This is a genomic window from Polaromonas sp. SP1 (genome assembly GCF_003711205.1).
Lineage (GTDB): Bacteria > Pseudomonadota > Gammaproteobacteria > Burkholderiales > Burkholderiaceae_C > Polaromonas.
The window spans coordinates 2,429,678-2,456,174 of the sequence record NZ_CP031013.1 but is presented as its reverse complement, the minus strand read 5'-3'; the positions used below and the strand labels follow the sequence as shown (position 1 = coordinate 2,456,174).

Sequence of the window (26,497 nt, the reverse complement as noted above, 5' to 3'; positions counted from 1 at the left end):
ACGCATCTTGAAGTTGTTGCGCGGTGTATGCCGCGTTTTGAGCGGCAATTTCCTGTTGTCGAAAATCTGTCTGAGCACCATTTTTGTCATAAATCGTCGCCTGAAGTACCCTCAAACCTCCAGCGAAATCCACGATTGTTGAGGTGGAATGACTTCCGTCATTTTCATAGAACGTGTCTTGTATCGATGTTTTGACCAAGGCTCCTGCACGGGTGTATGTCTCGGTGACAACTGCACCACTGTTGGTGAGAGCCGAAACAGCCCGAGTGTCATCGGGAGCAAACAATGTGATCGTCGCACTTCCACCGCCACGGGTAATAGTGACACTGTTGTCACTATTTTTAATCATCTCCCCCGCACCAAAATATATGTCGGCGTTCGGATATCCGTTGGCATCAACCCCTTTTCCTACCACCATCCCCGAGCCATCACCCTGCACAAAGACACGTTGGCCGCTGAAAGGGTCATAGAATTCCTGCGCGCCTGTACTTGTGGTGGTCAATACAAACACACCGGTAGCAGGATCACGGACCAACGTTTGTCCAACGCCTTGGGAGAGCACAACATCCCCAGAGACATTCAACACACGCGATGTTGAAGCCCCAGTCTGGTTGTCGAGAGTACTTGCGGTACTCCACCCTTGCATGCCTGGCACAGGGTCAGTTTGGATGTAATAGGTTTTGACGGGTATTGGAGGGGCAACTGGAGCACCACTAACGTTGGCAGTACTGACTAGTTGACCCCCGGGGACTTTTTGATACTGAATTTCGGCATCAATTACTTTTCCGCTGGCGTCCTGAATGAATTTAATCGCGCGAAACGTACCAGCATCTAGGTTTCCCGAAATTCTCCACGTCTCATAATTTCCATTGCCGTCTTTGCTGGCAATTATTCGAGTGTTCTTATCAATAGTCCCATCAGCATTGCGAGCCCAAGACTCCGTTGCTTTGCCGGGCTCAATTCGATACCCCCCAGGAGACAAGCCCATGGCTATGTATTGGCTGGCTGTCATGGTGTTGTAAATGAGTCCCTCGCCAACAGCTCCACCTAGACCGTAATAGGGAATTGTCCCAACAGAATCATACGGATTGGTGTATGTAAGTTGCTTTTCAACCCAATCCATCATCCCCCTCGCAGCGTTTCCGACGGGTCCACCCGTACCGTTCACTTCGCCCAAAATTTCTTGACCAACTACAGCGACACCCCAGACCGTTAATCCCACAACCTGTAGACCGGGAACGGCGGCGACCGCGCCACCAAAGCTCCCAACGGTAGCCACGCTCTTATCCAACAGATTCATAAAGGCTTTCTCACGCGCCTCCTGATCAACGCCTCCTCTGGCCACCACCCAAAGATCTATTGCCTCTCGAAGCTGAATAACGGAGCTCGCCAAACCAGCGCCCGCTAAAAACCCCCCGCCAAAGGTCAAAGCCGGGTGCTTGCTGACAACTCCTGCGGCCGCCACCAACGAACTAGCAAGAGCAGTTGCTGCAGCTTGCTTCTCGATAGCAGAGGAGTTGGGATTTACCCAAATATCGTAGAAGCCCTTAAAGGACTCCACGAAATTGTTGGCGGCGTTCGCCGAGGGAGACTTAGATATTGGAATAGCCACTTCCGCTCCTAACTATTAATACGAAAAAAATATCGAAAACACGCAAATAGTTGCGATTAATCCAAAGCTGAACATGAACACCCGGGCCATTCGAGCAATTAGATAAAAAAGTCTCCATGCCTCAGGATCGTCACGATCAATTAACTGACGGATGCAAAGTACCTGTTGCTCTACTGGATTCGGAAATTTCTTTTTGTTCAGCTCTTTTTGCAGTGAACTAGACATCAGCATGCTTGATATCGAGAGAATCGATATGAGCGGAATGAAAGCACCCCGCACCTTCCAAATACTGAACGCTTGCGAAAAGTAAATTCTGTGGATTACTTCAGCGGCGCATATAACCAAGCACCCACATAGCAGCGCCACGGTTTCTTTTGCGCGAAATTTTCGGAACAGTTGGTCTGCATCTAGGCCGTTTCCATGCCCCGGTTTTATATCTTCAAATAACTTCATTAAGCTACCCAAAAACCGATGACGTATTTACCGAAAAACTGCTTCGCCTGCGTAGGTCAGACCTTTTAAGCTCTGCCTTGAAACAGCCGTTTTTCATCGCCGTACTCATGCTCATCTCTCCCTCAAACTCTCACTACCAGCCCTCTGAATCGGGCTCAACAAATACTCAATCACGCGCCGCTGCCCGGTCTTGATCTCTGCGGTCAGGTTCATGCCGGGGACGAGCTGGATCATCTTTCCGTCTATGTCGATCTGTTTGGTATTTAGGGTCAGCGTGACGGGGAAAATTGCGCCGCGCTTTTCGTCGTTGACTGCATCGGCTGTCACCAGCTTTACCGTGGCGGGCACCGTGCCGTAGCGGGTAAAGGGAAATGTCTCGAGCTTGACGGCGACGTCCTGGCCGGCGTTTACGAAGCCGATGTCTTTGTTCTCTAGCGTGACTTCGGCGGTGACTTGCGCGGCTTCGGGCACGATGATCATCAGGGCCTGGGCTTCGGTGACGACGCCGCCTGTCGTGTGGATGGCTAGCTGCTGCACCACGCCGGCGACGGGCGCTTTCAGGGTGGTGAGGTTTTCGCGCTGGGTGGCTTTGGCTTGTTCTTGTGTGGCTTGCTGGCGTTTGAGGTCGGCCTGGGCTTCACGTTCATACAGTGTGCGGCGCACTTCGGCCAGGTAGGCGGCGCGGCTGTTTTCGCTTTCGCGCAGGGTGGCCTGGGTTTGCAGGAGGTTGGCGCGCTGGGTAGCCAGGTCGCGCTCAAGCTCAACGCGTTCGCGGGTTTTGTCTTGCGTGGCGTGGCCTGAGATGTAGCCCTGGTCAACCAGCTTTTTAAAGTCGGTCTCACGCGCCTGGGCCATGGGCACGGTGGTTTCGAGTTTGGAAACAACGGCCTGCGCGGTTACGATCTCGGCCTGGCGGCGGCTGATCTCGGATGAGAGTTTGGCGAGCTTGGCGGTCACGTCGCCCCATTCGCCTTGCAACTGTGCCTGCGCGGCGGCAGTCTCGGCCGCAGACCATTCTTTGGGAAACTCAGGCATGTATTTGGCCTGCAGCCCAGGTCCTGCCTGGGTATGCTGCTGCAAATTTTGTAGCGCCTGCTGAATGGCGCGGGTGCGCAGCACTTCGGACAAGGCGGCTTTTTGCTGGTCGTGTGCGGTGGTTTTGTCGGCGCTGGCGGCGGTCGGGTCCAGCTCCACCAGGGGCTGGCCGGCCACCACATGGTCGCCGTCTTTAACGAGCACGGCCTTGACCACGCTGTTCTCCAGCGGCTGGATGAGTTTGGTGCGTTCGCTCACCACCACGCGCCCCGGGGCCACGGCCACGATGTCGATCTTGCCGAAGATGGACCAGACCAGCGCAATCACAAACAACGCCATGATGGTGTAGGCCAGGCGGCGCGGCGCTGGGTGCACCGGCGTGTCTTGCAGGCTGAGCGCGGCGGGCAAAAAGGCGGCTTCATCGCTCAGGCGGCGCGGGCCGGCCAGTTCGTCACGGTGCGCCCAGGCAGCGGCGAAGATGGCGCGGTAGCGGGCGAGCAGCGCGATGACGGGATGCACGGGCTTGTCGGGCACGGCAGCCGCCTCGGGTGCGGCTGCGGGCGCTTCGCCTTTGGCGGTGACGTCTTCCACCTTGGCGGCTGTCTGCTCCATCTGATGGGTGCTGGGACCGGCCGTGGACGGGGCCTCGGCCCTGACGGTCGCCGGCACGCCTTCCAGTGCGGACGGCTTGTTGTCTTCAGGGCGGCTCATGCCGAGGCCCCTTCCGTCGGTTGCTTGCCGTCCTGCATCTGCCACAGGTGGGCGTACAGGCCTTGCGGCTTCTGGATCAACGCATCGTGCGGGCCGGCTTCGACGATCTTGCCTTTGTCCATCACGATGATGCGGTGCGCATGGCGCACGGCGCTCAGGCGGTGGGCAATGATGAGCACGGTGCGGCCCTTGCAGATGTGGGCCATGTTGCGCTGGATGATGGCTTCGCTCTCGTAATCAAGCGCGCTGGTGGCTTCGTCAAAAATCAGGATGCGCGGGTTGGTAAACAACGCACGCGCAATGGCGATGCGCTGGCGCTGCCCGCCGCTGAGCGATGAGCCCTGCTCTCCCACATGCGTGTCGTAGCCTTCGGGCAACTCGCTGATGAATTCATGCGCACCGGCCAGCTGCGCCACGCGCACCACGGCTTCAATCGGCGCGGCCGGGTCGGTGATGGCGATGTTCTCGCGCACGCTGCGGTTAAAGAGCAGGTTTTCCTGCAGCACCACACCCACTTGCCGGCGCAGCTGGGCAGCGTCGATCAGGCTGATGTCGATGCCGTCGACCAGCAGGCGGCCGCCTTCGGGGGAATAAAGGCGCTGCACCAGCTTGGTCAGCGTGCTTTTGCCGGAGCCTGAACGGCCGACGATGCCGATGATCTCGCCGGGCTTCACATCCAGGCTGATGCCGTGGAGCACGGGCGGGGCCTCGGGCCGGTAGCGGAAGACGATGTTGTCCAGCGTGATGCGGCCTTTGACGGGCGGCAGCTGCGCGGCGCTGGTGGGCGGCACTTCGGTGCGGGTGTTGAGGATGTCGCCCAGCCGCGCGACGGAGATGCCGGTTTGCTGGAAGTCCGTCCACAACTGGGCCATGCGCATGATGGGCTGGGCCACGCGCTGGGCAAACATGTTGAAGGCCACAAACTGGCCGACGGTGAGCTCGTTGTTCATCACCAGGTGCGCGCCGTACCAGAGCGTGGCGGCGTTCACAAGCTTGCCGATGAGGTTGATGCCTTCGTGCGCCCACGTGGCGAGATTCTGCGTTTTGAAGCTGGCGCTCACGTACGCGGCGAGCTGGTTGTCCCAGCGCTTGCCGAAGCTGGGCTCCAGCGCGCTGGCTTTGACGGTCTGGATGCCGGTGATGGTCTCCACCAGCATGGACTGGTTCTCGGCGCCGCGCGCAAATTTCACATCCAGCCGCTGGCGCAGGATGGGCACCACCGCCAGGCTGAGGCCAAAGTACAGCGGCAGGCTGACCATGACGATCAGCGTGAGCGGCACGCTGTAAAACAGCATCACCGCGATAAAGATGACCGAGAACAACACATCGAGCACGACGGTGAGCGCGTTGCCGGTGAGGAAGCTGCGGATGTTTTCCAGCTCGCGCACACGCGCCACCGAATCCCCCACGCGCCGCGCCTGAAAGTACGCCAGCGGCAACTGCACCAGGTGGCGAAAGAGCCGCGCGCCCAGTTCTACGTCGATGCGGCTGGTGGTGTGGCTGAACACATAGGCGCGCAAGCCGTTGAGCAGGCTTTCAAACATGACAACGACCACCAGGCCGATGACCAGCACATCGAGCGTGGTGAGGCCGCGATGCACCAGCACCTTGTCCATCACGACCTGAAAGAACAGCGGGCTGATGAGCGCAAAGAGTTGCAGCATGAAAGAGATGAGCAGCACCTCGCCCAGCAGCTTGCGGTGCTTCACCAGGCTGGGCACAAACCAGGAGAAGTCGAACTTGGCCAGCTCACCCGCGAGGGCGGCGTGGCTGGTGATGAGGATCAGCTCGCCCGTCCATTGGCCGGCAAACACATCGACCGATTCAATCGTCGGCCGGTTCGAGGGTGTGGCCGGATCCTGGAACAGCACCCGCTGGCCGTCGCATTGCGCCAGGATCACGGTGCGCATCTGCGCGTCGCCGCCGGCATCGTCCGCAGGCTTGAGGAAGGCAAGCGCCGGCAGCGGTACCAGCTTCAAGCGATCAGGTTTGGACTTTGACAGCTTGGCCTTGAGGCCGAGGTGCTTGGCGGCGCGCAGCAGGATGCTCGCGTCTACGTTGTCACTGGGCGATACGCCCAGCTGATGGGCAAGTGTTTGGGGGTCTGCCGCGACCTGGTGAAAGCGCGCCACCAGGCACAGGGCCGCCAGCGCATGGTGTGCGGCAGGGGCGGCAGGCTGCTCGCCTCCCGGCGCAGGTGCGGCCAGCAGCGGGGAAACGTCCTGGGGCACCGCGCCGGCAGCTGTCAATTGAAGCTCCGGCCTTGCAGCTCAACCGGGTTCGGCATCGAAGGCGATGCCGACGGCACGCACGCGGCTGCATGCATGCCGCGCACCAAGTCCCCCCAATTGTTGCTGTTGTTTTGCATCCAAAAAAGCGCCTAAAGTGCAAGGCGCAATCCCTCTGAATTTGTTCCGAACTGTATCTCATTCAGTCTTCAAAATTATCGAAAGCGCGCTTATTTTCTGCATTGATTTGGCAATACGGAATATGCTTAGAGGCCTTTGAAATTTCGACGTGACGCATCGAAAATTTGCATCGAAAAATCCTCTAAATGGATGAAGACAGTCACGTAAAAAGCGGCATTTAAATCTAAAAGCTGCTTCCGCATTTTTGGTTTTCAAAATGTCACACAAAAGGATTCAATGCATTTGTGCTTCGTCGTACCTCGTCGAGGCTAGTCGTGGTTGGTTCCGGCTAGTTTTTTGACCCTGCCGCTTGCAACGCCATTTAATAAGGCGCATTCTTGATTCGCGGCTGATGGCTCTTGCTGGGTGTGTATGTTCTTCCAGCCGCGTCTGGAGTCCGTCATGTGCACCTTGCGTCATTGGCTCTGCCTCCTCTTATCAAGCACGCTGCTGCTCGGCACCGCCCACGCGGCCACTGCGCAGCCACCCGCAGCGCAGGCCATGATGGATGCATTGACCCGCGCCACCACGGCGGTGGTCGGCGTCAAGGTCACCGCAACAGACGGCGCGCGCTCTGCGGAAACACTGGGACTCAACCGCGTCGGCTCAGGCGTGCAGATCGCGCCCGACGGGTTGATCCTCACCATCGGCTACCTGATGCTCGAAGCCGAGCAGATCGAGGTCGTGACCCAGGACAACCGCACGCTGCCGGCGCGCGCTGTGGCCTACGACCTGGCCACCGGCTTTGGGCTGTTGCGCCCGCTGCTGCCGCTGCGCGGTGTGGGCGTGGCGCCGCTCGGCAGCAGCCGCGATTTACAAGCCGGCGAGCCGCTGATGGCGATGACGGGCCCGCAGGCCGACGATGACGGCGACGTGAGCATGACGCGGCTGATCAGCCGGCGCGCGTTTTCAGGCAGCTGGGAATACCACATCGAATCGGCGCTCTTCACCAGCCCACCGGTAATGGCCAGCGGCGGCAACCACAGCGGGGCACCGCTCTTTAACCAGAGGGGCGAGTTGATGGGCATTGGCTCACTCTTCGTGTCGGACGCGACGGGCGAAAACCGCCGCCTGCCGGGCAATATGTTTGTGCCGGTGGATTTGCTGCGCCCCATTCTTTCGGAGCTGCAGCGCTCGGGCTCCAGTGCACAAAGCCGGCGGCCCTGGCTGGGCATTACCTCCAACGACCAGGGCGGCCGCATACAGATCCTGCGCGTGAGCAAGGAGAGCCCGGCCGACCTGGCGGGCCTGGGCGCGGGTGACGTGGTGCTGGCGGTGGACGACGCCAAAGTCGGCACGCTGGAAGCGTTCTACAAAAAGCTTTGGGACCGGCCCACGCCGGATGCGGAAGTCCGGCTCACGGTGCTGCAGGGCGCCGACATCAAGACCATCGTGCTCAAGCCGCAGGACCGCATGCTGACGCTGAAGAAACCCGCCGGCATTTGATTTATGAATGAAATCGGGCTCCATCCCAGGCAGTTCATTGGCTTCTAGCTATACTTTTTATAGCAAATTCACCTAATGTGACGCCAGCCCCTCGGCCACGGTGGGGTAGCGCAGTTCCACGCGCAGCTCGCGCTTCAGGCGCGTGTTGTCCAGGCGCCGCGACTCGCTCATGAAGCTCAGCAGCATCAGCGGCAGCTCCTCCTTCGCAGAGTCGCGCGCCAGGCGCGGCGGGCGCGGCAAGCCATACAGGTCGGCTGCCAGGTCAAAGTAATCACCCATCTTCATCTGCGTGTCGTCGCTGGCATTGCTGGAGCGCTGCGGCTTGCCGCGCCACAACGCCGCCAGGCAGGCGCGGGCCAGGTCGTCGGCGTGGATGTGGTTGGTGTAGACGTCGTCTTCGGCGCGCAGCACGGGCGTGCCTTTGAGCAAACGCCCGCGCGGCGTGCCGCCTTCGCGGTCGGGCGCGTAGATGCCGGGGATGCGCAGGATGTGCACGTGCGTGCCGGTGGCGCGGCCAAAGAGGCGCAGGTGCGCTTCGGCATGCACGCGGCGCCAGGCGCGCGGCGTGTGGGGCTTGAGCGGGCGCGTTTCGCCGACCCATTCGCCGGCACAGTCGCCATACACCCCGCTGGTGGAGCCGTACACCAGCGACTGCGGCAGGCTGCGCAGGCGCAGGGCGCGCAGCAGCGCCAGCGTGCGCGGGTCGGTGCGCCAGTCGGGGTTTTCGTTGGGCGGCGGCGCCAGGTGCACCACGCGGGTGGCCAGCCCGGCCAGGCGGCGCAGGCTGGCGCCCTTGTCCAGGTTGCCCTGCAGCGGCGTGATGCCTTCGGCCCGCAGGGCGGGCGCGCGGCCGCTTGACGACGTCAGGGCCATGACCCGCGCATTGCGCGGCAGCTGCCGGGCCACGCGCAGGCCTACATCGCCGCAACCGACGATCAAAATCCGCTCGCGGCGGAAGCGAAAAGGCAGCGCGCCTAAGGGGTTCGTGTTTGAGGGCAAAATTGGGGGTTGCCGGGGAAACCGGCCGAGTCGAGAACAGATACCCCAAGGATACCGAATATGAGCTTTAACGTGACCGTGCAACCCAGCGGCCGGACTTTCGTCGCCCAGGTGGACGAAGCCCTGCTGGCCGCCGCCATCCGCCAGGGCATCGGCCTGCCCTATGGCTGTAAAGACGGCGCCTGCGGCTCCTGCAAATCGAAAAAGCTCGAAGGCACGGTGATCCACGGCACGCACCAGGTCAAGGCCCTGTCGCCTGAAGAAGAAGCCGCCGGTTTCATCCTCACCTGCTGCGCCAAGGCGCAGACCGACGTCGTGATCGAGTCGCGCCACGTGACCGACGAAAGCGCCTTCCCCATCAAGAAGATGCCGGTGCGCATCAACAGCCTGGCCAAGGCGTCGCACGACGTGATGGTGGTGCGGCTGCAGCTGCCGGCCAGCGATGTCTTCAAGTACCACGCCGGCCAGTATGTGGAGTTTTTGCTGCGCGACGGCGACCGCCGCGCCTATTCAATGGGCAACGCGCCGCACACCCAGGCCGACAACCCCGGCGTGGAACTGCACATCCGCCACATGCCCGGCGGCAAGTTCACCGAGCACGTGTTCGGCCCGATGAAGGAAAAAGAGATCCTGCGCATCGAAGGCCCCTTCGGCAGCTTTTACCTGCGTGAAGACAGCGACAAGCCCATGGTGCTGCTGGCCTCGGGCACGGGCTTTGCGCCCATCAAGGCGCTGATTGAGCACCTGCAGTTCAAGGGCATCACGCGCCCGGCCGTGCTGTACTGGGGCGGCCGCCGCCCGTCCGATTTGTACATGGACGAATGGGTCAAAGCCAAGACGGCCGAGATGCCGAGCCTGCGTTATGTGCCCGTCATCTCCAACGCCCTGCCTGAAGACAACTGGACGGGCCGCACAGGTTTTGTCCACCAGGCGGTGCTGGAAGATTTTGCCGACCTGTCGGGCTACCAGGTGTATGCCTGCGGCGCGCCGATTGTGGTGGACTCAGCCCAGGCGGCGTACACCGCCGCGGGCCTGCCGGAAGACGAGTTTTATGCCGACTCGTTCGTGACCGAAAAGGAAAAAGCCCAGGCTACGGCCTGAGCTGGCGCGCTGAACCAGAGCCGGAGCCACGCGCTCCGGTAATGGAATGCCTTAGGGGCAAAAGCGGCGATTCTTGCAACAATCGGGGCATGAACACCCGAACCGCCCCCTCACCCTCCTTCCTGGCGAAAAACCTGGCAAAAACGCTTGCCGTCGCCGCACTCGCCCTTTCCTCCAGCCTGGGGCTGGCCCAGCCCAAGGTCATGCGCATCATCGTGCCCTACGCGGCCGGTGGCCCCATCGACGTGACCGCACGCCTGCTGGCCGAACGCGTGAAGGATTCGCTGGGCACCGTCATCATTGAAAACAAGCCCGGCGGCGGCGGCAATATCGGCGTCGACGCGATCGCCAAGGCGCAGCCCGACGGCCTCACGATCGGCATTTCCGCCGTGGCCACGCATGCCATCAACCCCTGGCTTTACAGCAAGATGCCGTACAACGCGGCCACCGACTTCGCGCCCATCACGCAGATGGTGCGCGTACCCAATGTGCTGGTGATGAACGCCGACACCGCGCGGCGCCTGAACATCAACTCGCTGGGCGACCTCATCAGCTACGCCAAAGCCAACCCGGCCAAACTCAATTACGCCAGCGGCGGCAACGGCAGTGCCGGTCACCTGGCAGGCGAAATGTTCAAGGCGCAGGCCGGCATCTTTGCGCTGCACATTCCCTACAACGGCGGCAACCCTGCGCAGCTGGCGCTGCTCAGCGGCCAGGTCGATTTCAACTTCGACAACCTCGCGACCGCGTCGGCCAACATCAAGGCAGGCAAGCTGAAGGCCCTGGCGGTCACCACCGCCAAACGCAGCGCCCTGTTGCCCGACGTGCCGGCCGTGGCCGAAACCCTCAAAGGCTTTGAGATCGACACCTGGTGGGGCCTGGTGGCACCGGCCGCCACACCCAAAGACGTGGTCGCCAAACTCAACCAGGCCTTTGTGGCCGCGCTGAACTCATCCGAAGCCAAAACCCGTTTCGCCACGCTGATGGCCGAGCCGGTAGGCAACACGCCTGAGCAGTTCGGCGCTTTCATGAAGAGCGAGCTGGTGAAGTATGAGAAGGTCGTAAAAGCGTCTGGGGCGAGAGTTGACTGACGCTGGCTGTTTCGGTTTTTATAAGCGTTTTGAGGCTGTAGCCCAATAAGGGCATGGGCAAGCAGCTATCAAATATGTAGCATCCTCCCTGAATCACAACATCCTTCCACGCCCATGGCAAGCCATGAAAAAGGCCGGTCCCTTGCGGGAACCGGCCTTTTTTGTTGAACGGCTGTGAGACTCAACGAGTCACGCGGTCTCCGTAGCGGATGCTGGCCAGCGAGCCACCTTCAAACAGCAGCATGGTCATGAACTGTCCGTAACCCGGGTTGTAAGTCCACTCTTCGACCTGCTGGCAGGTGTTGACGGTGACATTGGTGGTGGTGCTGGCGGAGTTGCCGGTCGTGGTCACAGGCGCGGCCGGCGTGACGATGGGCGTCGTCGTCGAGCTGGTGTTTTGCACCGGTTTGCAGAACGTGTCTTTCATGACGGGCTCACCGCACTTTTGCAGGATGGTGCCTTTGGAGTTGCCGATCTGCGCCAGGTCGCCCTTGCAGCGCAGCGACTGGGCCGAGGCGCCGGTGAAAAAGGACGAAGCCAGGAAGGCGAAGATCACGGCGGCGGTGCGAACGAGGTGGGTGCTCATGGAAATTCCCTTTGCTCGGGTGTGTTGGCGGGACGTGTGGATGCGCGAACTGCGCATTTCCTGACTGGCACTTTATGCGCAAAAAAATGGCGCCGCAAGGCCTTTAGGCCCCGGCGCCCGGCCGCAAAAGTTACGGCTGAAATGCGCGGCGGCAGCGGGCGCACGCAGCGCCCCGCCGCCGTCTTTGTTTATTCGCCCAGGTAGGCGGCCCGCACGCGCGGGTCGTTGAGCAGCTCTTTCGCGTCGCCGTTCATGGTGACGTTGCCCGATTCCATGACGTAGCCGCGGTTGGCGATGCCCAGTGCGCGGCTGGCGTTTTGCTCGACCAGCAGCACCGTCACGCCGCGGGCGGACACATCTTTCACGACCTCGAAAATCTTGTCGACCATGATGGGCGACAGGCCCATCGACGGCTCGTCCAGCAGCAGCACCTTGGGACGGCTCATCAGCGCGCGGCCCATGGCCAGCATCTGCTGCTCACCGCCCGACATGGTGCCGGCCAGCTGGTCTTTGCGTTCACGCAGGCGCGGGAACAACACAAACATCTTTTCGATATCTTCGGCAACGCCCGCCTTGTCGCTTCGGATGTAAGCGCCCATCTGCAGGTTTTCGGTGATGGTCATGCGGGTGAAAACGCCGCGGCCTTCCGGCACCATAGCCAGGCCTTCCTTGACGAGGTCCCAGGCGCCGCGGCCCTTGATGCTCTTGCCCAGGTATTCGATGTCGCCGTCCAGCATCGGCAGGGTGCCGGTGATGGCTTTCATGGTGGTGGTCTTGCCGGCGCCGTTGGAGCCGATGAGCGTGACCAGTTCGCCGTCGTTGACTTCGAAGTCAACGCCCTTGACCGCCTGGATGCCGCCGTAGGCGACCTTCAGGCCGGTCACCTTCAGGAGTGTGTTTGCTGCCATGTTCTTGCTTTCCTTCAATGACCCGTGCCCAGATAGGCCGTGATCACTTTTTCGTCTTTTTGTACATCCGCGGGCGCGCCTTCGGCGATTTGCTTGCCGTAATCGAGCACGGTCACGCGGTCGCACAGGCCCATGACCAGCTTCACGTCGTGCTCGATCAGCAAGATGGTGCGGTTGTCCTTGCGGATGCGGTCGATCAGTTCGCGCAGCTGCACTTTTTCCGTTGCGTTCATGCCGGCGGCCGGCTCGTCGAGTGCGATCAGCTGCGGGTCGGTGGCCAGCGCCCGGGCAATCTCCAGGCGGCGCTGGTCGCCGTAGCTCAGCGTGCGCGCCTTGAAGTCGGCGTATTTGCCGATGCCGACGTAGTCGAGCAGCTCTTGCGAGCGCTTGGCGATGGCGGCTTCTTCGTGCTTGAAGCCAGGCGTGCGAAACACGGCGCCGATCAAGCCGGAAGCCGTGCGGATGTGCCGCCCGACCATCACGTTCTCAAGCGCCGTCATGTCGGCGAAGAGGCGGATGTTCTGGAAGGTGCGGGCAATGCCGGCCTTGGCCACTTCGTGCACGGCCGTGGGCTTGTAGGGCTTGCCGGCCAGCTCGAAGGTGCCGCTGTCGGGTGTGTAGAGGCCCGTCAGCACATTGAAGAAAGTAGTTTTGCCGGCGCCGTTGGGGCCGATCAGGCCGTAGACCTGGCCGCGTTCGATGTGGATGCCAACATCGCTCAGGGCTTGCAGACCGCCGAAGCGCTTGGAAACACCGGAGACTTTAAGAATGGTTTCGCTCATATCCATTCTCCTTAAGGATTGATTGACTGAATGGGGTCCTTACCGGGGACCTTGTTCAGTGATTTGCCGTGCTCAGCCGCTGGCCACAGGCCGCGGGGACGCATCAGCATGATGACGATCATGGCCAGCGCAATCAGCAGCTGGCGCAGGATGGCGGAGTCGAGGCGGCCGTCTGTCATGGCTTGCAGCGGGCCGGCCACGTGGCGCAGCACCTCAGGCAAGGCGGCGAGCAGCAAGGCGCCCAGAATGACGCCGGGCAAATGGCCGATGCCGCCCAGCACCACCATGGCGACGATCATGACCGACTCCATCAGGCTGAAGGATTCCGGCGAGACGAAACCCTGGAAGGCGGCAAACATGGAGCCGGACACGCCGCCGAACGTAGCGCCCATGCCGAAGGCCAGCAGCTTCAGGTTGCGGGTGTTGATGCCCATGGCCTTGGCGGCGATTTCGTCTTCACGGATCGCCATCCAGGCGCGGCCGATGCGGGAGTTCTCAAGGCGGTGGCAGATCACGACCGAAACGATCACCAGCACCAGGAAGAGGTAGTAGTACATCGACACCGAGTTGACCTCGAAGCCGAAAAACTCATGCGGCTTGCCCAGGTCGAACCCGAAAAACTTCATCGAGTCGATCTGGTTGATGCCTTTGGGGCCGTTGGTCAGGTTGATCGGGCGGTCCAGGTTGTTCAGGAACACGCGGATGATTTCACCGAAACCCAGTGTCACGATGGCGAGGTAGTCGCCGCGCAGCTTGAGGGTCGGTGCGCCCAGGATCACGCCGAAGAAGCCGGCCAGCGCCGCGGCCATCGGGATGATGGCCCAGATCGGCAAATGCAGGCCGTTCGGGAACTGCGCCGCAATCCAGGGGAAGGCATCGGCCAGGTGCGGCGAGCCGAGCAACGCGAAAAGATACGCACCGACGGCGAAGAAGGCGACGTAGCCCAAATCCAGCAGGCCGGCGTAGCCGACCACGATGTTCAGGCCCAGGGCCAGCAGCACATACAGCAAAGCCATGTCGACAATCCGCACCCAGGCGTTGCCGCCTTGCTGCAGGATCAGGGGCAGCACCAGCAATGCCGCCGCGACGATCAGGAAGGTAATGAGTTTTTTCGATTTAACGGAATTCATGAGGTTCTCCTTGTGTACCGGATGGACGCGGCGTCACGCCCGGTCCGCTACACGCTCACCCAGCAGGCCCGAAGGACGCAGCGTGAGCACAAAAATCAGCACGATGAAGGCAAAGATGTCGGAGTACTGGCTGCCCAGCACGCCGCCCGTCAGCGGGCCGATGTAGCCGGCGCCGATGGATTCGATCAGGCCCAGCAGGATGCCGCCGAGCACCGCACCGCCCAGGTTGCCGATGCCGCCGAACACGGCGGCCGTAAAGGCTTTCAGGCCCGGCAGGAAGCCCATGGTGTGCTGCACCGTGCCGTAGTTGGAGGCGTACATGACACCGGCCAGCGCCGCCAGGACGGCGCCGATGATGAAGGTGGCCGAGATGACGGTGTCGGGGCGCACACCCATCAGGGCGGCGACGCGCGGGTTCTCGGCAGTGGCGCGCATGGCACGGCCCAGCTTGGTGTAATGAACCAGCCACATCAGTACAGAAAGGGAGACTACCGTGGCGCCCAGGATGAAGAGCTGGGTCACGGTGATGACGGCGCCGCCGACCTGGAAAGGCTCGCTTGGCAGCAGGGTTGGGTAGGGTTTGTAGTTGGGCTTCCAGATGATCATGGCCAGCGTCTGCAGCAAAAGCGACATGCCGATGGCGGTGATCAGCGGGGCCAGTTTGGGGGAGTTTCGCAGTGGCCGGTAGGCGATTTTTTCGATCGCGAAGTTGAGGGCCCCGCAAACGACAAAGGCGATCAGCAGCGATATCAGCAAAATAACCCAGCCCGGCGTGCCCGGCATGGAGCTCTGCATCAGGCCGATGATGGTCCAACTGGTTAAAGCCCCGACCATCAGGACTTCGCCGTGCGCGAAGTTGATCAGGTTGATGATGCCGTACACCATCGTGTAGCCCAGGGCGATCAGGGCATACATGCTGCCGAGCACCAGACCATTGATGATCTGCTGTAGCAATACTTCCATAACTCACTCTCCCGTGTAAATAAATTGCCAACCCTGCCTGGCGGCCGCCCGCTGCCGGGATCACCGGCGGCTGGCGCGAGTTAACAAAAAGCCCGCCTATCAAAGCCGGATGGCTGGTGAAGATGGCGAGCTAATCCGTAAATTGTAGCCATCGGCCTTAAGCGAGAATCGGGCCAAGTGGGCGGTTTTCGCGGGGTTTACCCTTAACATTCTCCGAAACGTAGAACTTTAATTTTTCATTAGCTTTCCTTATACTTCTTTTACCTTGAAAATTTCATCTAATGCGATGCACAAGCCCGCAGCACCTTGCCGCCGCTCCTGGCCGGCCGCTGATGCCGGGACGTTCATTCGTTTTTAGATTGCAATATGCGGTTTCATAAATACGAGGCCATCAACGCGGTTTTTCTTTGCGGCACCGTCACAGGCGCGGCAAAGATGCTCAATCTTTCACAGCCGGCCGTCTCGCGCCTGATTTCAAGCGCAGAAACTGAGCTCGGTTTCCTCCTGTTTGATCGCCAGCAGGGGCGAATGGCACCCACTGACGAAGCCCGGCAGCTACGCCCGGCGATCCTGAAAATCATGGAATCCATGAGCCACGCGTCTTCGCTGGCGGCAGGGCTGCGCAACGGCGGCGACAGGCAGTTAAGGATCGCAGCCGTCCCTTCGCTGGCCACAGCCGTCCTGCCCAAAGCTGTCAAATCGTTCATTGAGCAATATCCCAAATGCAAGCTGACGCTGGAAACCTATCACTACGACTCGCTTGTTGATGCGCTCCTGGCGGGGCACGTCGATATCGGGTTCGTTTATGAACCGGTGGCGCATGCGGCGCTCGACACCACAGACCTGCTGCAGGCCTTCTTTTGTTCGGTATCGACATCAGGCTATTTCTCGAAAAGCAAAACTTCCATCTCCATTAGGGATCTTGCCTCCTGCAACATCATCGGGCTGAGCAAGGATGACCTGGTTGCCTCGCTGATCGCCCAGACGGACGGAATGGCGGACATCGCGCTCACCCGCAACGTCTCGGTCGAAACCAGCGTGGTTGCCATGCACCTGGCTGCGCAGGGAATGGGCGTCGCGCTGGTGGACTCCCTGACAGGCGCATTGGGGAAGGGGCACGGGGCCCAGGTTTTGCCCTTTACGCCGGAAGTACCCATACGGGTTGCCGTGATGCGCCTTGTCACGCATCAGGCCGGGCTGCACGAAAAGAAATTCATTGAGCACTTCGCGGCCCAAGCCCGCCTGATTCACGCTGGTTGACATGGCGTATCCCGCTCAGTAGGTGTCGAAGTAACGCTGCAGCTCCCCGGCGTCCTGCGTCAAGGTCAGTGCCAGGCACAGCAGCACGCGGGCTTTTTGCGGGCTGAGGGTGTCAGCGCCTATGCTGCCGAAAGCATCATCGTTCACAGCGCCGTTGCGCGACACCAGCCCGCTTCCGGTACGGGAACTCCTGACGACGGCGACGCCGCGAAGCATCGCTTCACGATAGGCCGCCTGGTGAATGCTGGAGATCGATCCGTTTCCGGTGCCCGCGTGCACCAGGCCGCGTGCACCAGCGCCCAGGAATGCCCGGATGCTTTCGCAGCCCGCACCTGGGTAGGCGTACACAATATCGACCTTGGGCAGGCCCTGAAGGCCCGACACATCAAAAGGCGAATTCAGCGTATGGTGCCTGGACGGCATCCGGTGAAGTTTGACCTCGCCGTTTTGCATGTAACCGACGCAGCCGAACTCCGGGCTTGCAAGACTGTCGATCGACGAAGTGTGGGATTTGGTTACTTCGCGGGCGGAGAAAATCCGCTCATTGGCAACAACCATCACGCCGAATCCCGACATCTGCGGGCTTGCGGCCAGCTGCACCGCCCGCAAAAGATTGAGCGGTCCATCGGCGCTGATGGCGGTTGCGGGACGCATGGCGCCCACCACCACGACCGGCTTGGCCGTCTTGAGCGCCAGGTGCAAAAAATAAGCCGTCTCTTCCAGCGTGTCGGTTCCCTGGGTCAGCACAAACCCATCCGGCTCTTCGGTCTTGTCGAGCCGCGCAATCGCGCCAGCCAGGTGAAGCCATGTATCGGTAGAAAAGTTTTCGCTGCCCAGTTGACTGATCTGAACGGCCCGCAACTCGACGTTCCCGGGCAAATGGGGCTTCAGCGGCATCAAGGTGTCGGCGGCGGAAAGCTGCGAATCCTGATAGCTGAGCACATCCGACGCAGAGCTGGCTTCGCCCGCGATGGTGCCGCCGGTGCCCAGGACGGCAATTTTTATTTTTCGCATCAATGTTTCAACAATCGCGTTAAAGGCGTTAAAGGCGTTAAAGCGTTAAAGATGGCGGAGCCGCTGCCTCTGCAAAGTACAGCTTGGCCCTGAACGACAGCTGCAGGTGTCGCCGCTTGCCCTGCGGCCTGCGGCCCTGCCGGGGGACCGGGCGCAGCGTTGTGGGCTTTGCGAATCACATGATTCGCGAAGCCCAGCCACTTGCCATCACTTCATCGTGACAAGCGTGGTTTTGACACCCGACGGGTAGGTAGACAAGGTGACCGCGGCTTTCTTGCGCTGGCCCGTTCCGTCAAACTCAATAAGGCCAGTGATGCCTTCATACTTTGTCTTGCCGACATAGGCCAGGTATTTGGCGGGCTCGGCCGAGCCGGCAGCCTGCATGGCATTGGCCAAAATCATGACGTTGTCATAGGCGTACGGCGCATAAACCACGACGTCGCTTTTGTAAGCGGCTTTGTAGCGCTGGGCAAAACCAGGGCCGCCCTTCATGTCCATCAAGGCCTCACCGCCGTCACCGCAAATCACGTTTGTACCGACCGCCTGTGCACCCAGCTTCGGCAGATCACCCGTGCAAACGCCGTCGCCCCCCATGAAAGGCAGCTGGCCGATGCCCAGCTGAACCATCTGCCGAAGCATCGCGCCAGCTTGCGCGTCAAGGCCGCCGAAAAAGATCGCCTGCGCCCTTTTGCCCTTGATAGTCGTCAGGATGGGAGAGAAATCAGTGGCCTTGTCGTTGGTAAATTCCCGTGCGACAACAGTGCCGCCCAACGATTTGAAGGTCTTTTCAAACTCGTCGGCCAGGCCCTGGCCATACGCCGTGCGGTCATCGATCAGCGCGACATTGCGAAGCTTGAGCTTGGTGGCTGCATACACAGCCAGCGCGCTGCCGATCATTCCATCGTGGGCGATGGTGCGGAACGTGGTCTTGTAGCCCAGTTGGGTGAGCTTGGGGTTGGAAGCTGCCGGCGTGATGTGCGGAAGGCCTGCTTCGCTGTAGATTCGGGCGGCAGGGATGGTGGTGCCGCTGTTGTTGTGCCCCACGACCCCATTGACCTTGTCGTCGACGAGTTTTTGCGCAACGGCTGTCCCCTGCTTCGGGTCGGCCTGGTCGTCCTCCGAGACCAGCTCGAACCTGACCGCCTTGCCGCCGATCTTGAACTGGCTGGCGTTGAGGTCTTCAATGGCAAGCTGCGCGCCACGCTCGTTGTCTTTGCCGTAGTGCGCCGCCGGGCCGGACAGCGGGCCGGCGATGCCGATTTTGACTTTGTCCTGAGCCAGCGCCGAGGTTGCCGAAACAACTGCCAGCACAGAAAGAACGCTTTTTACGCAATAACCTGACGACATACCTGACTCCTGGTGAATTGATGAGTCGGTAGTATCAAACGGGGTTTGCACCTTGATGCATGCGTAAACGAGGCATGCCATGCAGAAAGCGTATGCGCTGTTTCAGGGCTTGCCTGCCCAGGGCTGATGCATCACGTGCGCGACGATCCGCACATCGCCGGCTGCACGGGGCTTATTCTTTCGTTTCGTTTTTTGTCCGCAACTTCTCGAGTTTTTCGGCAATTTTTATTTCCAGGCCCCGATTGACGGGGCGGTAGAAACCGGGGGCGGCCATGCCCTCGGGAAAGTAATTCTCCCCCGCAGCGAAGCCGTCTTCCTCGTCATGCGCGTAGCGGTAGTTTTTGCCGTAATCCAGCTGTTTCATGAGCTTTGTTGGTGCATTGCGCAAATGCAGGGGCACCGGGCGGGTGCCGTCTTTGGCGATAAAAGCCTTGGCCTGGTTGAAGGCCTTGTAGACGGCATTGGACTTGGGCGCCACCGCCAGGTAAATCACGCACTGGGCCAGCGCCAGCTCGCCCTCGGGTGAGCCCAGGCGTTCATAGACCTCGGCGGCGTCCAGCGCCATGCGCAGCGCCCGCGGGTCGGCCAGTCCGATGTCTTCGCTGGCCATGCGGACCAGCCGGCGCGCCATGTAGCGCGGCTCGGCGCCGCCGTCGAGCATGCGCATGAACCAGTACAGCGCCGCATCGGGGTCGGAGCCGCGCACCGACTTGTGCAGGGCGGAAATGGTGTCGTAGAACTGCTCGCCGCCTTTGTCGTAACGGCGCAGGCGTTCGCCCAGCACCTTGAGCAGCCAGGCGTCGGTGACTTCGGTGACTTTCTCGGCCTTGGCCGCCACGCTGAGCGATTCCAGCGTGTTCAGCAGGCGCCGGGCGTCGCCGTCGGCATAGGCCACCAGACGGTCGGCGGCATCGTTTGCTATGGTTTCGATAGCAGGAAGTGCACGCTCCGCAAGGACTTTGGCGACGATTTGCTTAAGATCCGCTTCCCCCAGCGGTTGCAGCACATAGACCACGGCGCGCGAGAGCAGGGCCGAGTTCACCTCGAACGAGGGGTTTTCCGTGGTCGCGCCGATGAAGGTGAAAAGGCCGCTTTCGACATGCGGCAGAAAAGCATCCTGCTGGCTTTTGTTGAAGCGGTGCACCTCGTCGACAAAAACAATCGTGCGCCGACCGCTCTGGGCCTGCCAGATACTGGCCTGCTCCACGGCTTCGCGGATGTCCTTGACACCGCCCAGCACGGCGGAGATGGTGATGAAGTGCGCGTCAAAGCTGCTGGCCATCAGCCGCGCGATCGTCGTCTTGCCCACGCCGGGCGGGCCCCAGAGGATGCAGCTGTGCGGCTGACCGGATTCAAACGCAATGCGCAGTGGCATGCCTTCGCCCAGCAAATGCTGCTGGCCGATGACTTCGCCCAGGTTTTGCGGGCGCAGGCGTTCGGCGAGCGGTTGGTGGGAAGATGTCGCGGTGGAAGTCGAAGTGGCCATAGATGCTTGTGCCGCCCCAGTTTATCGGACGGCGCCTCGCGCCGGGCCGGGCGCGGCCGGCGACGGCGGCCTCAGCAGGGTTTCTGGCAGTCGTGTACAACGCGAAAGCGGTGCCCCCGCCCTTACTGCCACCCACTTCCACAGGAAAGCCCATGCCAAGCCCCGAAACACTGGAACGGTTCATCGCCCGCGTCGAGCAAAACGCGCATGCCGAAGCCATTGAAGAGTTCTACACCGAGAACGCGTCCATGCAGGAAAACCAGTCTGCGCCACGTGTGGGACGCAGCAACCTGGTCAAAGGTGAGCAGAAGGTCATGGAAAGGGCGAAGTCGCTGACATCGACCTGCGTGCGCCCCGCCCTGCTCCAGGGTGACCACGTGGTGATCCGCTGGATTTTTCGTTTTGAATGGCAGGACGGCAGCCGCACCGTGATGGAAGAGCTCGCCTGGCAGCGCTGGGAGGGCGAACGCATCGCCGAGGAAACGTTTTTCTACGACCCGGCGCAGCGGGTTCCCCAGCCTGCGTCGAACTGAAGCGGGCTACTGCCGGATCACGTCCGCGCCCTTGGGCGGCGTGAAGCGGAAGGTGTCTGCCGGCAAGTTGGGATTCACTTCGACCTTGCTGAAGGTGAGCACCGAGCGCTGGCCAAAGCTGTCGACGATTTCAAGCGCAGCCAGGCCTGCAGATTTTTCACCGGGGCGAAAACCCACGCGCACCGTCTGCAACTGGCCGTCTTTGCTCTTGGGCGTGGCAACCACCCACTGCAGGCCGCCGGCATCCGGCGCATCGGCCAGCGTGAAGTCAGCCTGCAGGGCACGCAAATCCGGCGCAGCGGCAATCAGGGCGGCTGGCGTGGAGCCCAGCACGCTGGATTGTTTGCGCGAGGTCACCTGATTCAGGTCCGTGTCGTAAAGCCACAAGGTCTGGCCGTCGGCCACGATGCTTTGTTCAAAAGGCTTTTTGTAGATAAAGCGAAACCGGTTGGGCCGCGAAAACTCAAACGTGCCCGTCGACGTTTTGCTGCGCGCGGCCTGCCCGTCTTTGGCCGGGGCGGTAACCACCTGGCTGAATTCGGCACGGCCGCTGGTCACCGTCTTCACGAAGGTTTCAAGGCTTTCCAGGCCTCCAGCCCAGGCAGGGTATGCACTGGCAGCTATCAAAAGGGTAGCAAAATACTTTTTCATGTTCGTCACTCCGCCCGTGAGGGCACCAGGATTTCGCGCTGGCCGCTTCCGCTCATGGCACTGACCAGCCCGGCTTTTTCCATGTCTTCGACCAAGCGCGCCGCGCGGTTGTAGCCGATCTTGAGATGACGCTGCACCAGTGAAATGCTGGCCTTGCGGTTTTTCAGCACGACCTCTACAGCCTGGTCGTACATCGGGTCTTTTTCCCCGCCGCCACCACCACCACCATCACCCAGCAGGTCGCCGTCTTCGCCATCGACCGTGCCGCCTTCCAGCACGCCTTCGATGTAATTGGGTTCGCCTTGCTGCTTGAGGTAAGCCACCACGCGGTGCACTTCGTCATCACTCACAAACGCACCATGCACCCGGATTGGAAAGCCTGTACCACTCGGCATGTAAAGCATGTCACCCATTCCCAACAAAGCCTCGGCGCCCATCTGGTCAAGAATGGTGCGGCTGTCGATCTTGCTGCTGACCTGGAAGGACAGCCGGGTGGGGATATTGGCCTTGATCAGGCCGGTGATCACATCGACGCTGGGGCGCTGTGTGGCCAGCACCAGGTGGATACCGGCAGCGCGGGCCTTTTGCGCCAGGCGGGCGATGAGTTCTTCAATTTTCTTGCCGACCACCATCATCAGGTCGGCCAGCTCGTCGATCACCACCACGATGTAGGGCAGGCGTTCCAGCGGCTCGGGCTGCTCGGGCGTGAGGCTGAAGGGGTTGTAGATGAATTCGCCCTTGGCCTTGGCCTCGTCGATCTTGGCGTTGTAGCCGGCCAGGTTGCGCACGCCCAGCTTGCTCATGAGCTTGTAGCGCTTTTCCATTTCAGCCACGCACCAGTTCAGGCCATGGGCGGCCTGGCGCATGTCGGTCACCACCGGCGCCAGCAGGTGCGGAATGCCTTCGTAGACACTCATTTCCAGCATCTTGGGGTCGATCAGCAGCAAACGTACGTCGCGTGCATCGGCCTTGTAGAGCAGGCTCAAAATCATGGCGTTGATGCCGACCGACTTGCCGGAGCCGGTCGTGCCGGCCACCAGGCAGTGCGGCATCTTGGCGAGGTCGGCCACCACGGCATTGCCGCCGATGTCTTTGCCCAGGCCGATGGTGAGGAGCGACTTGGCCTCGTTGTAGACCTGCGAGCCCAGAATTTCGCTGAGCTTGATGGACTGGCGCTTGGCGTTGGGCAGCTCCAGCGCCATGTAGTTCTTGCCCGGAATGGTTTCGATCACGCGGATGGAGACCAGGCTCAGGGCACGGGCAAGGTCCTTGGCCAGGTTGACGACCTGCGAGCCCTTCACGCCGGTGGCGGGTTCGATCTCATAGCGGGTGATGACGGGGCCGGGCGCGGCGGCCACCACACGCACTTCGACGCCGAAGTCCTTGAGCTTTTTCTCGATGAGGCGCGAGGTCATCTCCAGCGTCTCGGGGGCCACGGTCTCCTGGCGCGTCAGCGCGCCGTCGAGCAAGTCGACCTGAGGCAGCTTGGAGTCGGGCATTTCGCTGAAGAGCGGCTTTTGCCGTTCTTTGGCGACGCGTTCGCTTTTGGGAATGTCGACCAGCGTGGGCTCGATCAGGACGGGCACCGGGTGGTGCTCTTCTATTTCAATGCGTTCGTCGATCAGGGTTTCTTCACGCTCCCGCGCGGCCAGCTTGCCGAAGGCGAGGTCTTCCGCGATCTCGCGTTTTTCACGGCGCGAATCGATCAGGTTGTCGATCCACGCGCCCACGCGCAACGCCACATGCGCCCATGAAAAACCAAACACCGCCGACACGGCGATGACGCCGAGCGCAATGAACACCAGGCCCGAGCCGGCAAAGCCCAGCCACTTCACGCCAAACATGCCGACGAGGTAGCCGAGTGCGCCGCCGGCGTGGCCTGGCAGCCTGAACTCAAAACGGTAAAGCCGGGACCACTCCAGCGCCGCGCTGGCTGCCAAGAGCAGCAGCAGGCTCAGCCAGAAACGGATACGGCCCGAAGACCTTTCACCGTCGTCCGCTGCCAGCGGGTTGCCGCGCAACCAGCGCGCCAGCGATGACAGCCACACCTGGACACCCGCTGCGAGTGCCCACCAGACAGAAAAACCGAGCAGGAAATAACTCGCATCGGCCAGCCAGGCGCCCACCCGCCCACCCCAGTTGCGGGCCGCGGCCTGGGCGGCTCCCGCAACCTCGGCCGTGCCGGAAGTCGACCAGGCGGCGTCCTGCGGGGAATAACTGAGCAAGGCGGCCAGCCAGAAAACCAGGCCAAGCAGGCCCAGAATCAGGCTGACTTCGTGCGCAAAGCGTTTGATGCCGCCGGGCGCGCCGGCGGCGGGGGTGTTTCGGGAGTTCAGGGTGTCGAGTGAGTAAGTCATGGCCCGGCGCTAAGCTTAACCGCAGTTGGGCAGAGCTTCGAAGGGCATCTCGGGCGCCAGCAGGTGGCGGGCGGTCGTTGAAGTGGCGGCGGTTTAACCCAGGGTATGCAACCGTTCCTTGACCAGGACAGAGCCGTCCTCGCGGGTTTCGATGAAGCCGCGCTCTTCGAGGTCTTTCATCACCCGGCTGACCATCTCGCGTGAAGCGCCGACCATTTTGGCCAGATCCTGACGCGACACCTTGTCGCGGATGACGGCGTTGCCGCTGCCGTCTTCATTGGCGAACTCCAGCAATGCCCTTGCCACGCGGCCGTATACGTCCATCAGCGCCAGCGATTCGATCTGACGGTCTGCGTGGCGCAGGCGCTGTACCAGGCCCTTGAGCACGGCGTACGCCATGGAGCTGTTCTCGGGCAGGCAGCGTGCGAATTCGAGGCGGCCCAGGATCAGGGCGTCGGTCTGGATCTCGGCGCGCACCGTGGCTGAATGCGGCTCGTTGTCGATCAGGCTCATCTCCCCCACATAGTCGCCCGGGTGCATGGTGGCCAGGATGACTTCGCGGCCGCGGGAGTCGGTGGTGACGACGCGGGCCCGTCCCGTCAGGATGATGGACAGGGCATTGGATTTTTTGCCCTGCTCGACGATCGGTTCGCCGCGCTTGAAACGGCGCTTGACCACGGTATCGGCAACGGAGGCAGCCTGGGCGGCTGTCAATACAGAGAAAAGGGGCACCCGGCGAATCAATTCCAGGTTGGACACCATCGTCGTCATATCAGATATCTCCCAACCTCACATACGACGGCAAGTCGCGTGAGTTCTTACAATGGCAGGTAATTTATAAAACCAAATGCCGCAATAGATGCAACAAAAGCACTGGCGAGCCGTTTTACCTTACGCTGCGCTTATGCGGCATGACTCTACATGAGTTCTTACACTTTCCCAATCCCTTTTTCAACATGAAACATTCCAGAGTTCTTATCCTCGGTTCAGGGCCTGCCGGCTACACCGCCGCCGTGTATGCGGCGCGCGCCAATCTCAACCCGGTGTTGATCACCGGCATTGCGCAAGGCGGCCAGCTCATGACGACCACCGAAGTCGACAACTGGCCGGCGGATGTGCATGGCGTACAGGGGCCGGACCTGATGCAGCGTTTCCTCGAGCACGCAGAACGTTTCAAGACCGAGATTATTTTCGACCACATCAACAAGGTCGACTTCAGCAAGCGCCCCTTCACCCTCACCGGCGACAGCGGCACCTACACCTGCGACACGCTGATCATCGCCACCGGCGCCTCGGCAAAATACCTGGGACTGGAATCTGAAACCGCATTCATGGGCCGTGGCGTCTCAGGCTGCGCCACTTGCGACGGTTTCTTCTACCGTGAACAAGAGGTTTGTGTCGTGGGCGGCGGCAACACCGCAGTCGAAGAAGCGCTGTATCTATCCAACATCGCCAGCAAGGTCACGCTGGTGCACCGCCGCGACAAGTTCAAGGCCGAGGCCATCCTGATCGACAAGCTGCACGACAAAGTGAAGGCGGGCAAGATCGAACTCAAGCTGCACCATACCCTGGACCAGGTGCTGGGAGACGCGTCAGGCGTGACGGGCGTGCGGCTCAAAAGCACGCAAAGCGACGCGACGCAAGACCTCACCCTCAAAGGCTGCTTCATCGCCATCGGCCACCAGCCCAACACCGACATCTTTGCCGGCCAGCTGGAGATGAAAGACGGCTACATCATCACCAAAACAGGCCTGCAGGGCTTTGCCACCATGACCAGCGTGCCGGGCGTCTTCGCTGCCGGGGACGTGCAGGACCATATCTACCGCCAGGCCATTACCAGTGCCGGAACAGGGTGCATGGCGGCGCTTGACGCACAGCGTTTTCTAGAGCAGGCAGAGTAAGCCAAAAATCCCTTATAATTCAAGGCTTTGCTAAATTTGCCCTTTGGGATCCTCCAAAGGCCCGATTTGGCAGTCTCGGGTTACCGCCACCCTATTCTGGCGAGGTGAGGCAGGAATGACGAAGGCACGAAAGTGCTGCACGACATGACTGCTGTTGAAAATACTGGAGTGCAATATGGCACGCGTATGTGAAGTCACGGGCAAAGGCCCAATGGTGGGCAACAATGTTTCCCACGCCAACAACAAAACCAAGCGCCGGTTCCTCGTGAACCTGCAATACCGCCGCTTCTGGGTCGAGACCGAAAACCGCTGGGTACGCCTGCGCGTTTCGAGCGCTGCACTGCGCCTGATCGACAAGAAGGGCATTGATACCGTGCTCGCAGACCTGCGCGCACGCGGCCAAGCTTAAGGAGCACCATCATGGCTAAAGGCGCACGCGAAAAAATCAAGCTGGAATCTACTGCCGGCACCGGTCACTTCTACACGACCACCAAGAACAAGAAGACCACGCCCGACAAGATGCTGATCATGAAGTTTGATCCCAAGGCACGCAAGCATGTCGAATACAAGGAAATCAAGCTGAAGTAATTCAGTTTTTGACACCTGCAGCGCCCCGTGTGCTGCGAAAAAACCCGCTGTACCCCAGCGGGTTTTTTTATGCCCGATCGCTGCCGGCGTCGATTTCGACGCCGCTAGCTAGCACCGGCTTGCGGCAGAGAGAGA

23 protein-coding genes are annotated in these 26,497 nt (G+C 61.0%); 8 read left to right on the top strand and 15 right to left on the bottom strand.

Features of this window, described 5'->3' with window-relative positions; genetic code table 11:
- Positions 1–1,627 precede the first annotated feature (1,627 nt).
- The 3 genes from DT070_RS21340 to DT070_RS11635 form a co-directional block, all read right to left on the bottom strand.
- Complete coding sequence (locus DT070_RS21340; protein ID WP_153976388.1) at positions 1,628–2,065, bottom strand: hypothetical protein; 438 nt, start codon at positions 2,063–2,065, stop codon at positions 1,628–1,630.
- 111 nt (positions 2,066–2,176) lie between these two features.
- Positions 2,177–3,811, bottom strand: a complete 1,635-nt coding sequence (locus tag DT070_RS11640) for an HlyD family type I secretion periplasmic adaptor subunit (protein WP_228778514.1) — start codon at positions 3,809–3,811, stop codon at positions 2,177–2,179.
- The gene (locus DT070_RS11635; RefSeq protein ID WP_304608928.1) at positions 3,808–6,021 is read right to left on the bottom strand and encodes a type I secretion system permease/ATPase; all 2,214 of its coding nucleotides are present in this window, start codon (positions 6,019–6,021) and stop codon (positions 3,808–3,810) included. The genes DT070_RS11640 and DT070_RS11635 overlap by 4 nt, the downstream gene beginning before the upstream one ends.
- Positions 6,022–6,621: 600 nt before the next feature.
- On the opposite strand from DT070_RS11635, the gene DT070_RS11630 reads away from it, so the two are divergent.
- On the top strand, positions 6,622–7,665 hold the full coding sequence (locus tag DT070_RS11630) for a S1C family serine protease (protein WP_122955544.1): 1,044 nt from the start codon (positions 6,622–6,624) through the stop codon (positions 7,663–7,665).
- A 72-nt stretch (positions 7,666–7,737) separates the two neighbouring features.
- On the opposite strand, the gene DT070_RS11625 is transcribed toward DT070_RS11630, so the two are convergent.
- Positions 7,738–8,664, bottom strand: coding sequence for an SDR family oxidoreductase (locus DT070_RS11625; RefSeq protein WP_122955543.1), 927 nt, complete (start codon positions 8,662–8,664; stop codon positions 7,738–7,740).
- Positions 8,665–8,724: 60 nt separating this feature from the next.
- Between DT070_RS11625 and DT070_RS11620 the strand changes: the two genes are divergently transcribed.
- Positions 8,725–9,765: a CDP-6-deoxy-delta-3,4-glucoseen reductase gene (locus DT070_RS11620; RefSeq protein ID WP_122955542.1), complete on the top strand. Its 1,041-nt coding sequence runs from the start codon at positions 8,725–8,727 to the stop codon at positions 9,763–9,765.
- Between the two features lie 89 nt (positions 9,766–9,854).
- Positions 9,855–10,856 carry a tripartite tricarboxylate transporter substrate binding protein gene (locus DT070_RS11615; RefSeq protein ID WP_122955541.1) on the top strand — a complete coding sequence of 334 codons (1,002 nt, stop codon included), beginning with the start codon at positions 9,855–9,857 and terminating at the stop codon, positions 10,854–10,856.
- Between the two features lie 181 nt (positions 10,857–11,037).
- Here the strand turns inward: DT070_RS11615 and DT070_RS11610 are convergent, their stop codons facing one another.
- From DT070_RS11610 to DT070_RS11590, 5 genes are all read right to left on the bottom strand, one after another.
- The gene (locus DT070_RS11610) at positions 11,038–11,442 is read right to left on the bottom strand and encodes a DUF2845 domain-containing protein (RefSeq protein WP_122955540.1); all 405 of its coding nucleotides are present in this window, start codon (positions 11,440–11,442) and stop codon (positions 11,038–11,040) included.
- A gap of 188 nt (positions 11,443–11,630) precedes the next feature.
- A complete protein-coding gene (locus DT070_RS11605; RefSeq protein ID WP_122957366.1) occupies positions 11,631–12,350 on the bottom strand; it encodes an ABC transporter ATP-binding protein in 720 nt (239 codons plus the stop codon).
- A 14-nt stretch (positions 12,351–12,364) separates the two neighbouring features.
- Positions 12,365–13,132 (bottom strand): ABC transporter ATP-binding protein, encoded by a 768-nt coding sequence (locus tag DT070_RS11600; RefSeq protein WP_122955539.1) that lies wholly within the window; start codon positions 13,130–13,132, stop codon positions 12,365–12,367.
- 11 nt (positions 13,133–13,143) lie between these two features.
- Complete coding sequence (locus DT070_RS11595) at positions 13,144–14,262, bottom strand: ABC transporter ATP-binding protein (RefSeq protein WP_122955538.1); 1,119 nt, start codon at positions 14,260–14,262, stop codon at positions 13,144–13,146.
- A gap of 33 nt (positions 14,263–14,295) precedes the next feature.
- The gene (locus tag DT070_RS11590; protein ID WP_122955537.1) at positions 14,296–15,225 is read right to left on the bottom strand and encodes a branched-chain amino acid ABC transporter permease; all 930 of its coding nucleotides are present in this window, start codon (positions 15,223–15,225) and stop codon (positions 14,296–14,298) included.
- Positions 15,226–15,591: 366 nt separating this feature from the next.
- Here DT070_RS11590 and DT070_RS11585 point away from each other — a divergent pair, with 366 nt between their 5' ends.
- Positions 15,592–16,485, top strand: coding sequence for a LysR family transcriptional regulator (locus DT070_RS11585; protein WP_122955536.1), 894 nt, complete (start codon positions 15,592–15,594; stop codon positions 16,483–16,485).
- Positions 16,486–16,500: 15 nt separating this feature from the next.
- On the opposite strand, the gene DT070_RS11580 is transcribed toward DT070_RS11585, so the two are convergent.
- The 3 genes from DT070_RS11580 to DT070_RS11570 all read right to left on the bottom strand — a co-directional run bounded on the left by DT070_RS11580 (position 16,501) and on the right by DT070_RS11570 (position 20,332).
- On the bottom strand, positions 16,501–17,499 hold the full coding sequence (locus DT070_RS11580; RefSeq protein WP_122955535.1) for an asparaginase: 999 nt from the start codon (positions 17,497–17,499) through the stop codon (positions 16,501–16,503).
- A 207-nt stretch (positions 17,500–17,706) separates the two neighbouring features.
- The gene (locus tag DT070_RS11575; RefSeq protein ID WP_122955534.1) at positions 17,707–18,846 is read right to left on the bottom strand and encodes a branched-chain amino acid ABC transporter substrate-binding protein; all 1,140 of its coding nucleotides are present in this window, start codon (positions 18,844–18,846) and stop codon (positions 17,707–17,709) included.
- A 172-nt stretch (positions 18,847–19,018) separates the two neighbouring features.
- Positions 19,019–20,332 (bottom strand): replication-associated recombination protein A, encoded by a 1,314-nt coding sequence (locus DT070_RS11570; RefSeq protein WP_122955533.1) that lies wholly within the window; start codon positions 20,330–20,332, stop codon positions 19,019–19,021.
- Positions 20,333–20,484: 152 nt separating this feature from the next.
- Between DT070_RS11570 and DT070_RS11565 the strand changes: the two genes are divergently transcribed.
- Positions 20,485–20,865 (top strand): nuclear transport factor 2 family protein, encoded by a 381-nt coding sequence (locus DT070_RS11565; protein WP_122955532.1) that lies wholly within the window; start codon positions 20,485–20,487, stop codon positions 20,863–20,865.
- 6 nt (positions 20,866–20,871) lie between these two features.
- Here DT070_RS11565 and lolA read toward each other — a convergent pair whose 3' ends face one another.
- The 3 genes from lolA to DT070_RS11550 form a co-directional block, all read right to left on the bottom strand.
- Positions 20,872–21,516 carry an outer membrane lipoprotein chaperone LolA gene (gene lolA, locus DT070_RS11560; RefSeq protein WP_122955531.1) on the bottom strand — a complete coding sequence of 215 codons (645 nt, stop codon included), beginning with the start codon at positions 21,514–21,516 and terminating at the stop codon, positions 20,872–20,874.
- A gap of 5 nt (positions 21,517–21,521) precedes the next feature.
- The gene (locus DT070_RS11555) at positions 21,522–23,873 is read right to left on the bottom strand and encodes a DNA translocase FtsK (protein ID WP_122955530.1); all 2,352 of its coding nucleotides are present in this window, start codon (positions 23,871–23,873) and stop codon (positions 21,522–21,524) included.
- A gap of 93 nt (positions 23,874–23,966) precedes the next feature.
- Positions 23,967–24,644 carry a Crp/Fnr family transcriptional regulator gene (locus tag DT070_RS11550; protein WP_122955529.1) on the bottom strand — a complete coding sequence of 226 codons (678 nt, stop codon included), beginning with the start codon at positions 24,642–24,644 and terminating at the stop codon, positions 23,967–23,969.
- A 185-nt stretch (positions 24,645–24,829) separates the two neighbouring features.
- Between DT070_RS11550 and trxB the strand changes: the two genes are divergently transcribed.
- The 3 genes from trxB (at position 24,830) to rpmG (ending at position 26,362) form a co-directional block, all read left to right on the top strand.
- Positions 24,830–25,774 (top strand): thioredoxin-disulfide reductase, encoded by a 945-nt coding sequence (gene trxB, locus DT070_RS11545; protein ID WP_122955528.1) that lies wholly within the window; start codon positions 24,830–24,832, stop codon positions 25,772–25,774.
- Positions 25,775–25,949: 175 nt separating this feature from the next.
- A complete protein-coding gene (rpmB, locus tag DT070_RS11540) occupies positions 25,950–26,183 on the top strand; it encodes a 50S ribosomal protein L28 (RefSeq protein WP_092128623.1) in 234 nt (77 codons plus the stop codon).
- Between the two features lie 11 nt (positions 26,184–26,194).
- Positions 26,195–26,362: a 50S ribosomal protein L33 gene (gene rpmG / locus DT070_RS11535; RefSeq protein WP_007863188.1), complete on the top strand. Its 168-nt coding sequence runs from the start codon at positions 26,195–26,197 to the stop codon at positions 26,360–26,362.
- The last annotated feature ends 135 nt before the right edge of the window (positions 26,363–26,497 follow it).

Coding starts and splice junctions, on each gene's coding strand:
- DT070_RS21340 (WP_153976388.1), bottom strand. CDS start 2,065: ATGAAGTTATTTGAAGATATAAAACCGGGGCATGGAAACGGCCTAGAT.
- DT070_RS11640 (WP_228778514.1), bottom strand. CDS start 3,811: ATGAGCCGCCCTGAAGACAACAAGCCGTCCGCACTGGAAGGCGTGCCG.
- DT070_RS11630 (WP_122955544.1), top strand. CDS start 6,622: ATGTGCACCTTGCGTCATTGGCTCTGCCTCCTCTTATCAAGCACGCTG.
- DT070_RS11620 (WP_122955542.1), top strand. CDS start 8,725: ATGAGCTTTAACGTGACCGTGCAACCCAGCGGCCGGACTTTCGTCGCC.
- DT070_RS11615 (WP_122955541.1), top strand. CDS start 9,855: ATGAACACCCGAACCGCCCCCTCACCCTCCTTCCTGGCGAAAAACCTG.
- DT070_RS11610 (WP_122955540.1), bottom strand. CDS start 11,442: ATGAGCACCCACCTCGTTCGCACCGCCGCCGTGATCTTCGCCTTCCTG.
- DT070_RS11605 (WP_122957366.1), bottom strand. CDS start 12,350: ATGGCAGCAAACACACTCCTGAAGGTGACCGGCCTGAAGGTCGCCTAC.
- DT070_RS11600 (WP_122955539.1), bottom strand. CDS start 13,132: ATGAGCGAAACCATTCTTAAAGTCTCCGGTGTTTCCAAGCGCTTCGGC.
- DT070_RS11595 (WP_122955538.1), bottom strand. CDS start 14,262: ATGAATTCCGTTAAATCGAAAAAACTCATTACCTTCCTGATCGTCGCG.
- DT070_RS11590 (WP_122955537.1), bottom strand. CDS start 15,225: ATGGAAGTATTGCTACAGCAGATCATCAATGGTCTGGTGCTCGGCAGC.
- DT070_RS11585 (WP_122955536.1), top strand. CDS start 15,592: ATGCGGTTTCATAAATACGAGGCCATCAACGCGGTTTTTCTTTGCGGC.
- DT070_RS11580 (WP_122955535.1), bottom strand. CDS start 17,499: ATGCGAAAAATAAAAATTGCCGTCCTGGGCACCGGCGGCACCATCGCG.
- DT070_RS11575 (WP_122955534.1), bottom strand. CDS start 18,846: ATGTCGTCAGGTTATTGCGTAAAAAGCGTTCTTTCTGTGCTGGCAGTT.
- DT070_RS11570 (WP_122955533.1), bottom strand. CDS start 20,332: ATGGCCACTTCGACTTCCACCGCGACATCTTCCCACCAACCGCTCGCC.
- DT070_RS11565 (WP_122955532.1), top strand. CDS start 20,485: ATGCCAAGCCCCGAAACACTGGAACGGTTCATCGCCCGCGTCGAGCAA.
- lolA (WP_122955531.1), bottom strand. CDS start 21,516: ATGAAAAAGTATTTTGCTACCCTTTTGATAGCTGCCAGTGCATACCCT.
- DT070_RS11555 (WP_122955530.1), bottom strand. CDS start 23,873: ATGACTTACTCACTCGACACCCTGAACTCCCGAAACACCCCCGCCGCC.
- DT070_RS11550 (WP_122955529.1), bottom strand. CDS start 24,644: ATGACGACGATGGTGTCCAACCTGGAATTGATTCGCCGGGTGCCCCTT.
- trxB (WP_122955528.1), top strand. CDS start 24,830: ATGAAACATTCCAGAGTTCTTATCCTCGGTTCAGGGCCTGCCGGCTAC.
- rpmB (WP_092128623.1), top strand. CDS start 25,950: ATGGCACGCGTATGTGAAGTCACGGGCAAAGGCCCAATGGTGGGCAAC.
- rpmG (WP_007863188.1), top strand. CDS start 26,195: ATGGCTAAAGGCGCACGCGAAAAAATCAAGCTGGAATCTACTGCCGGC.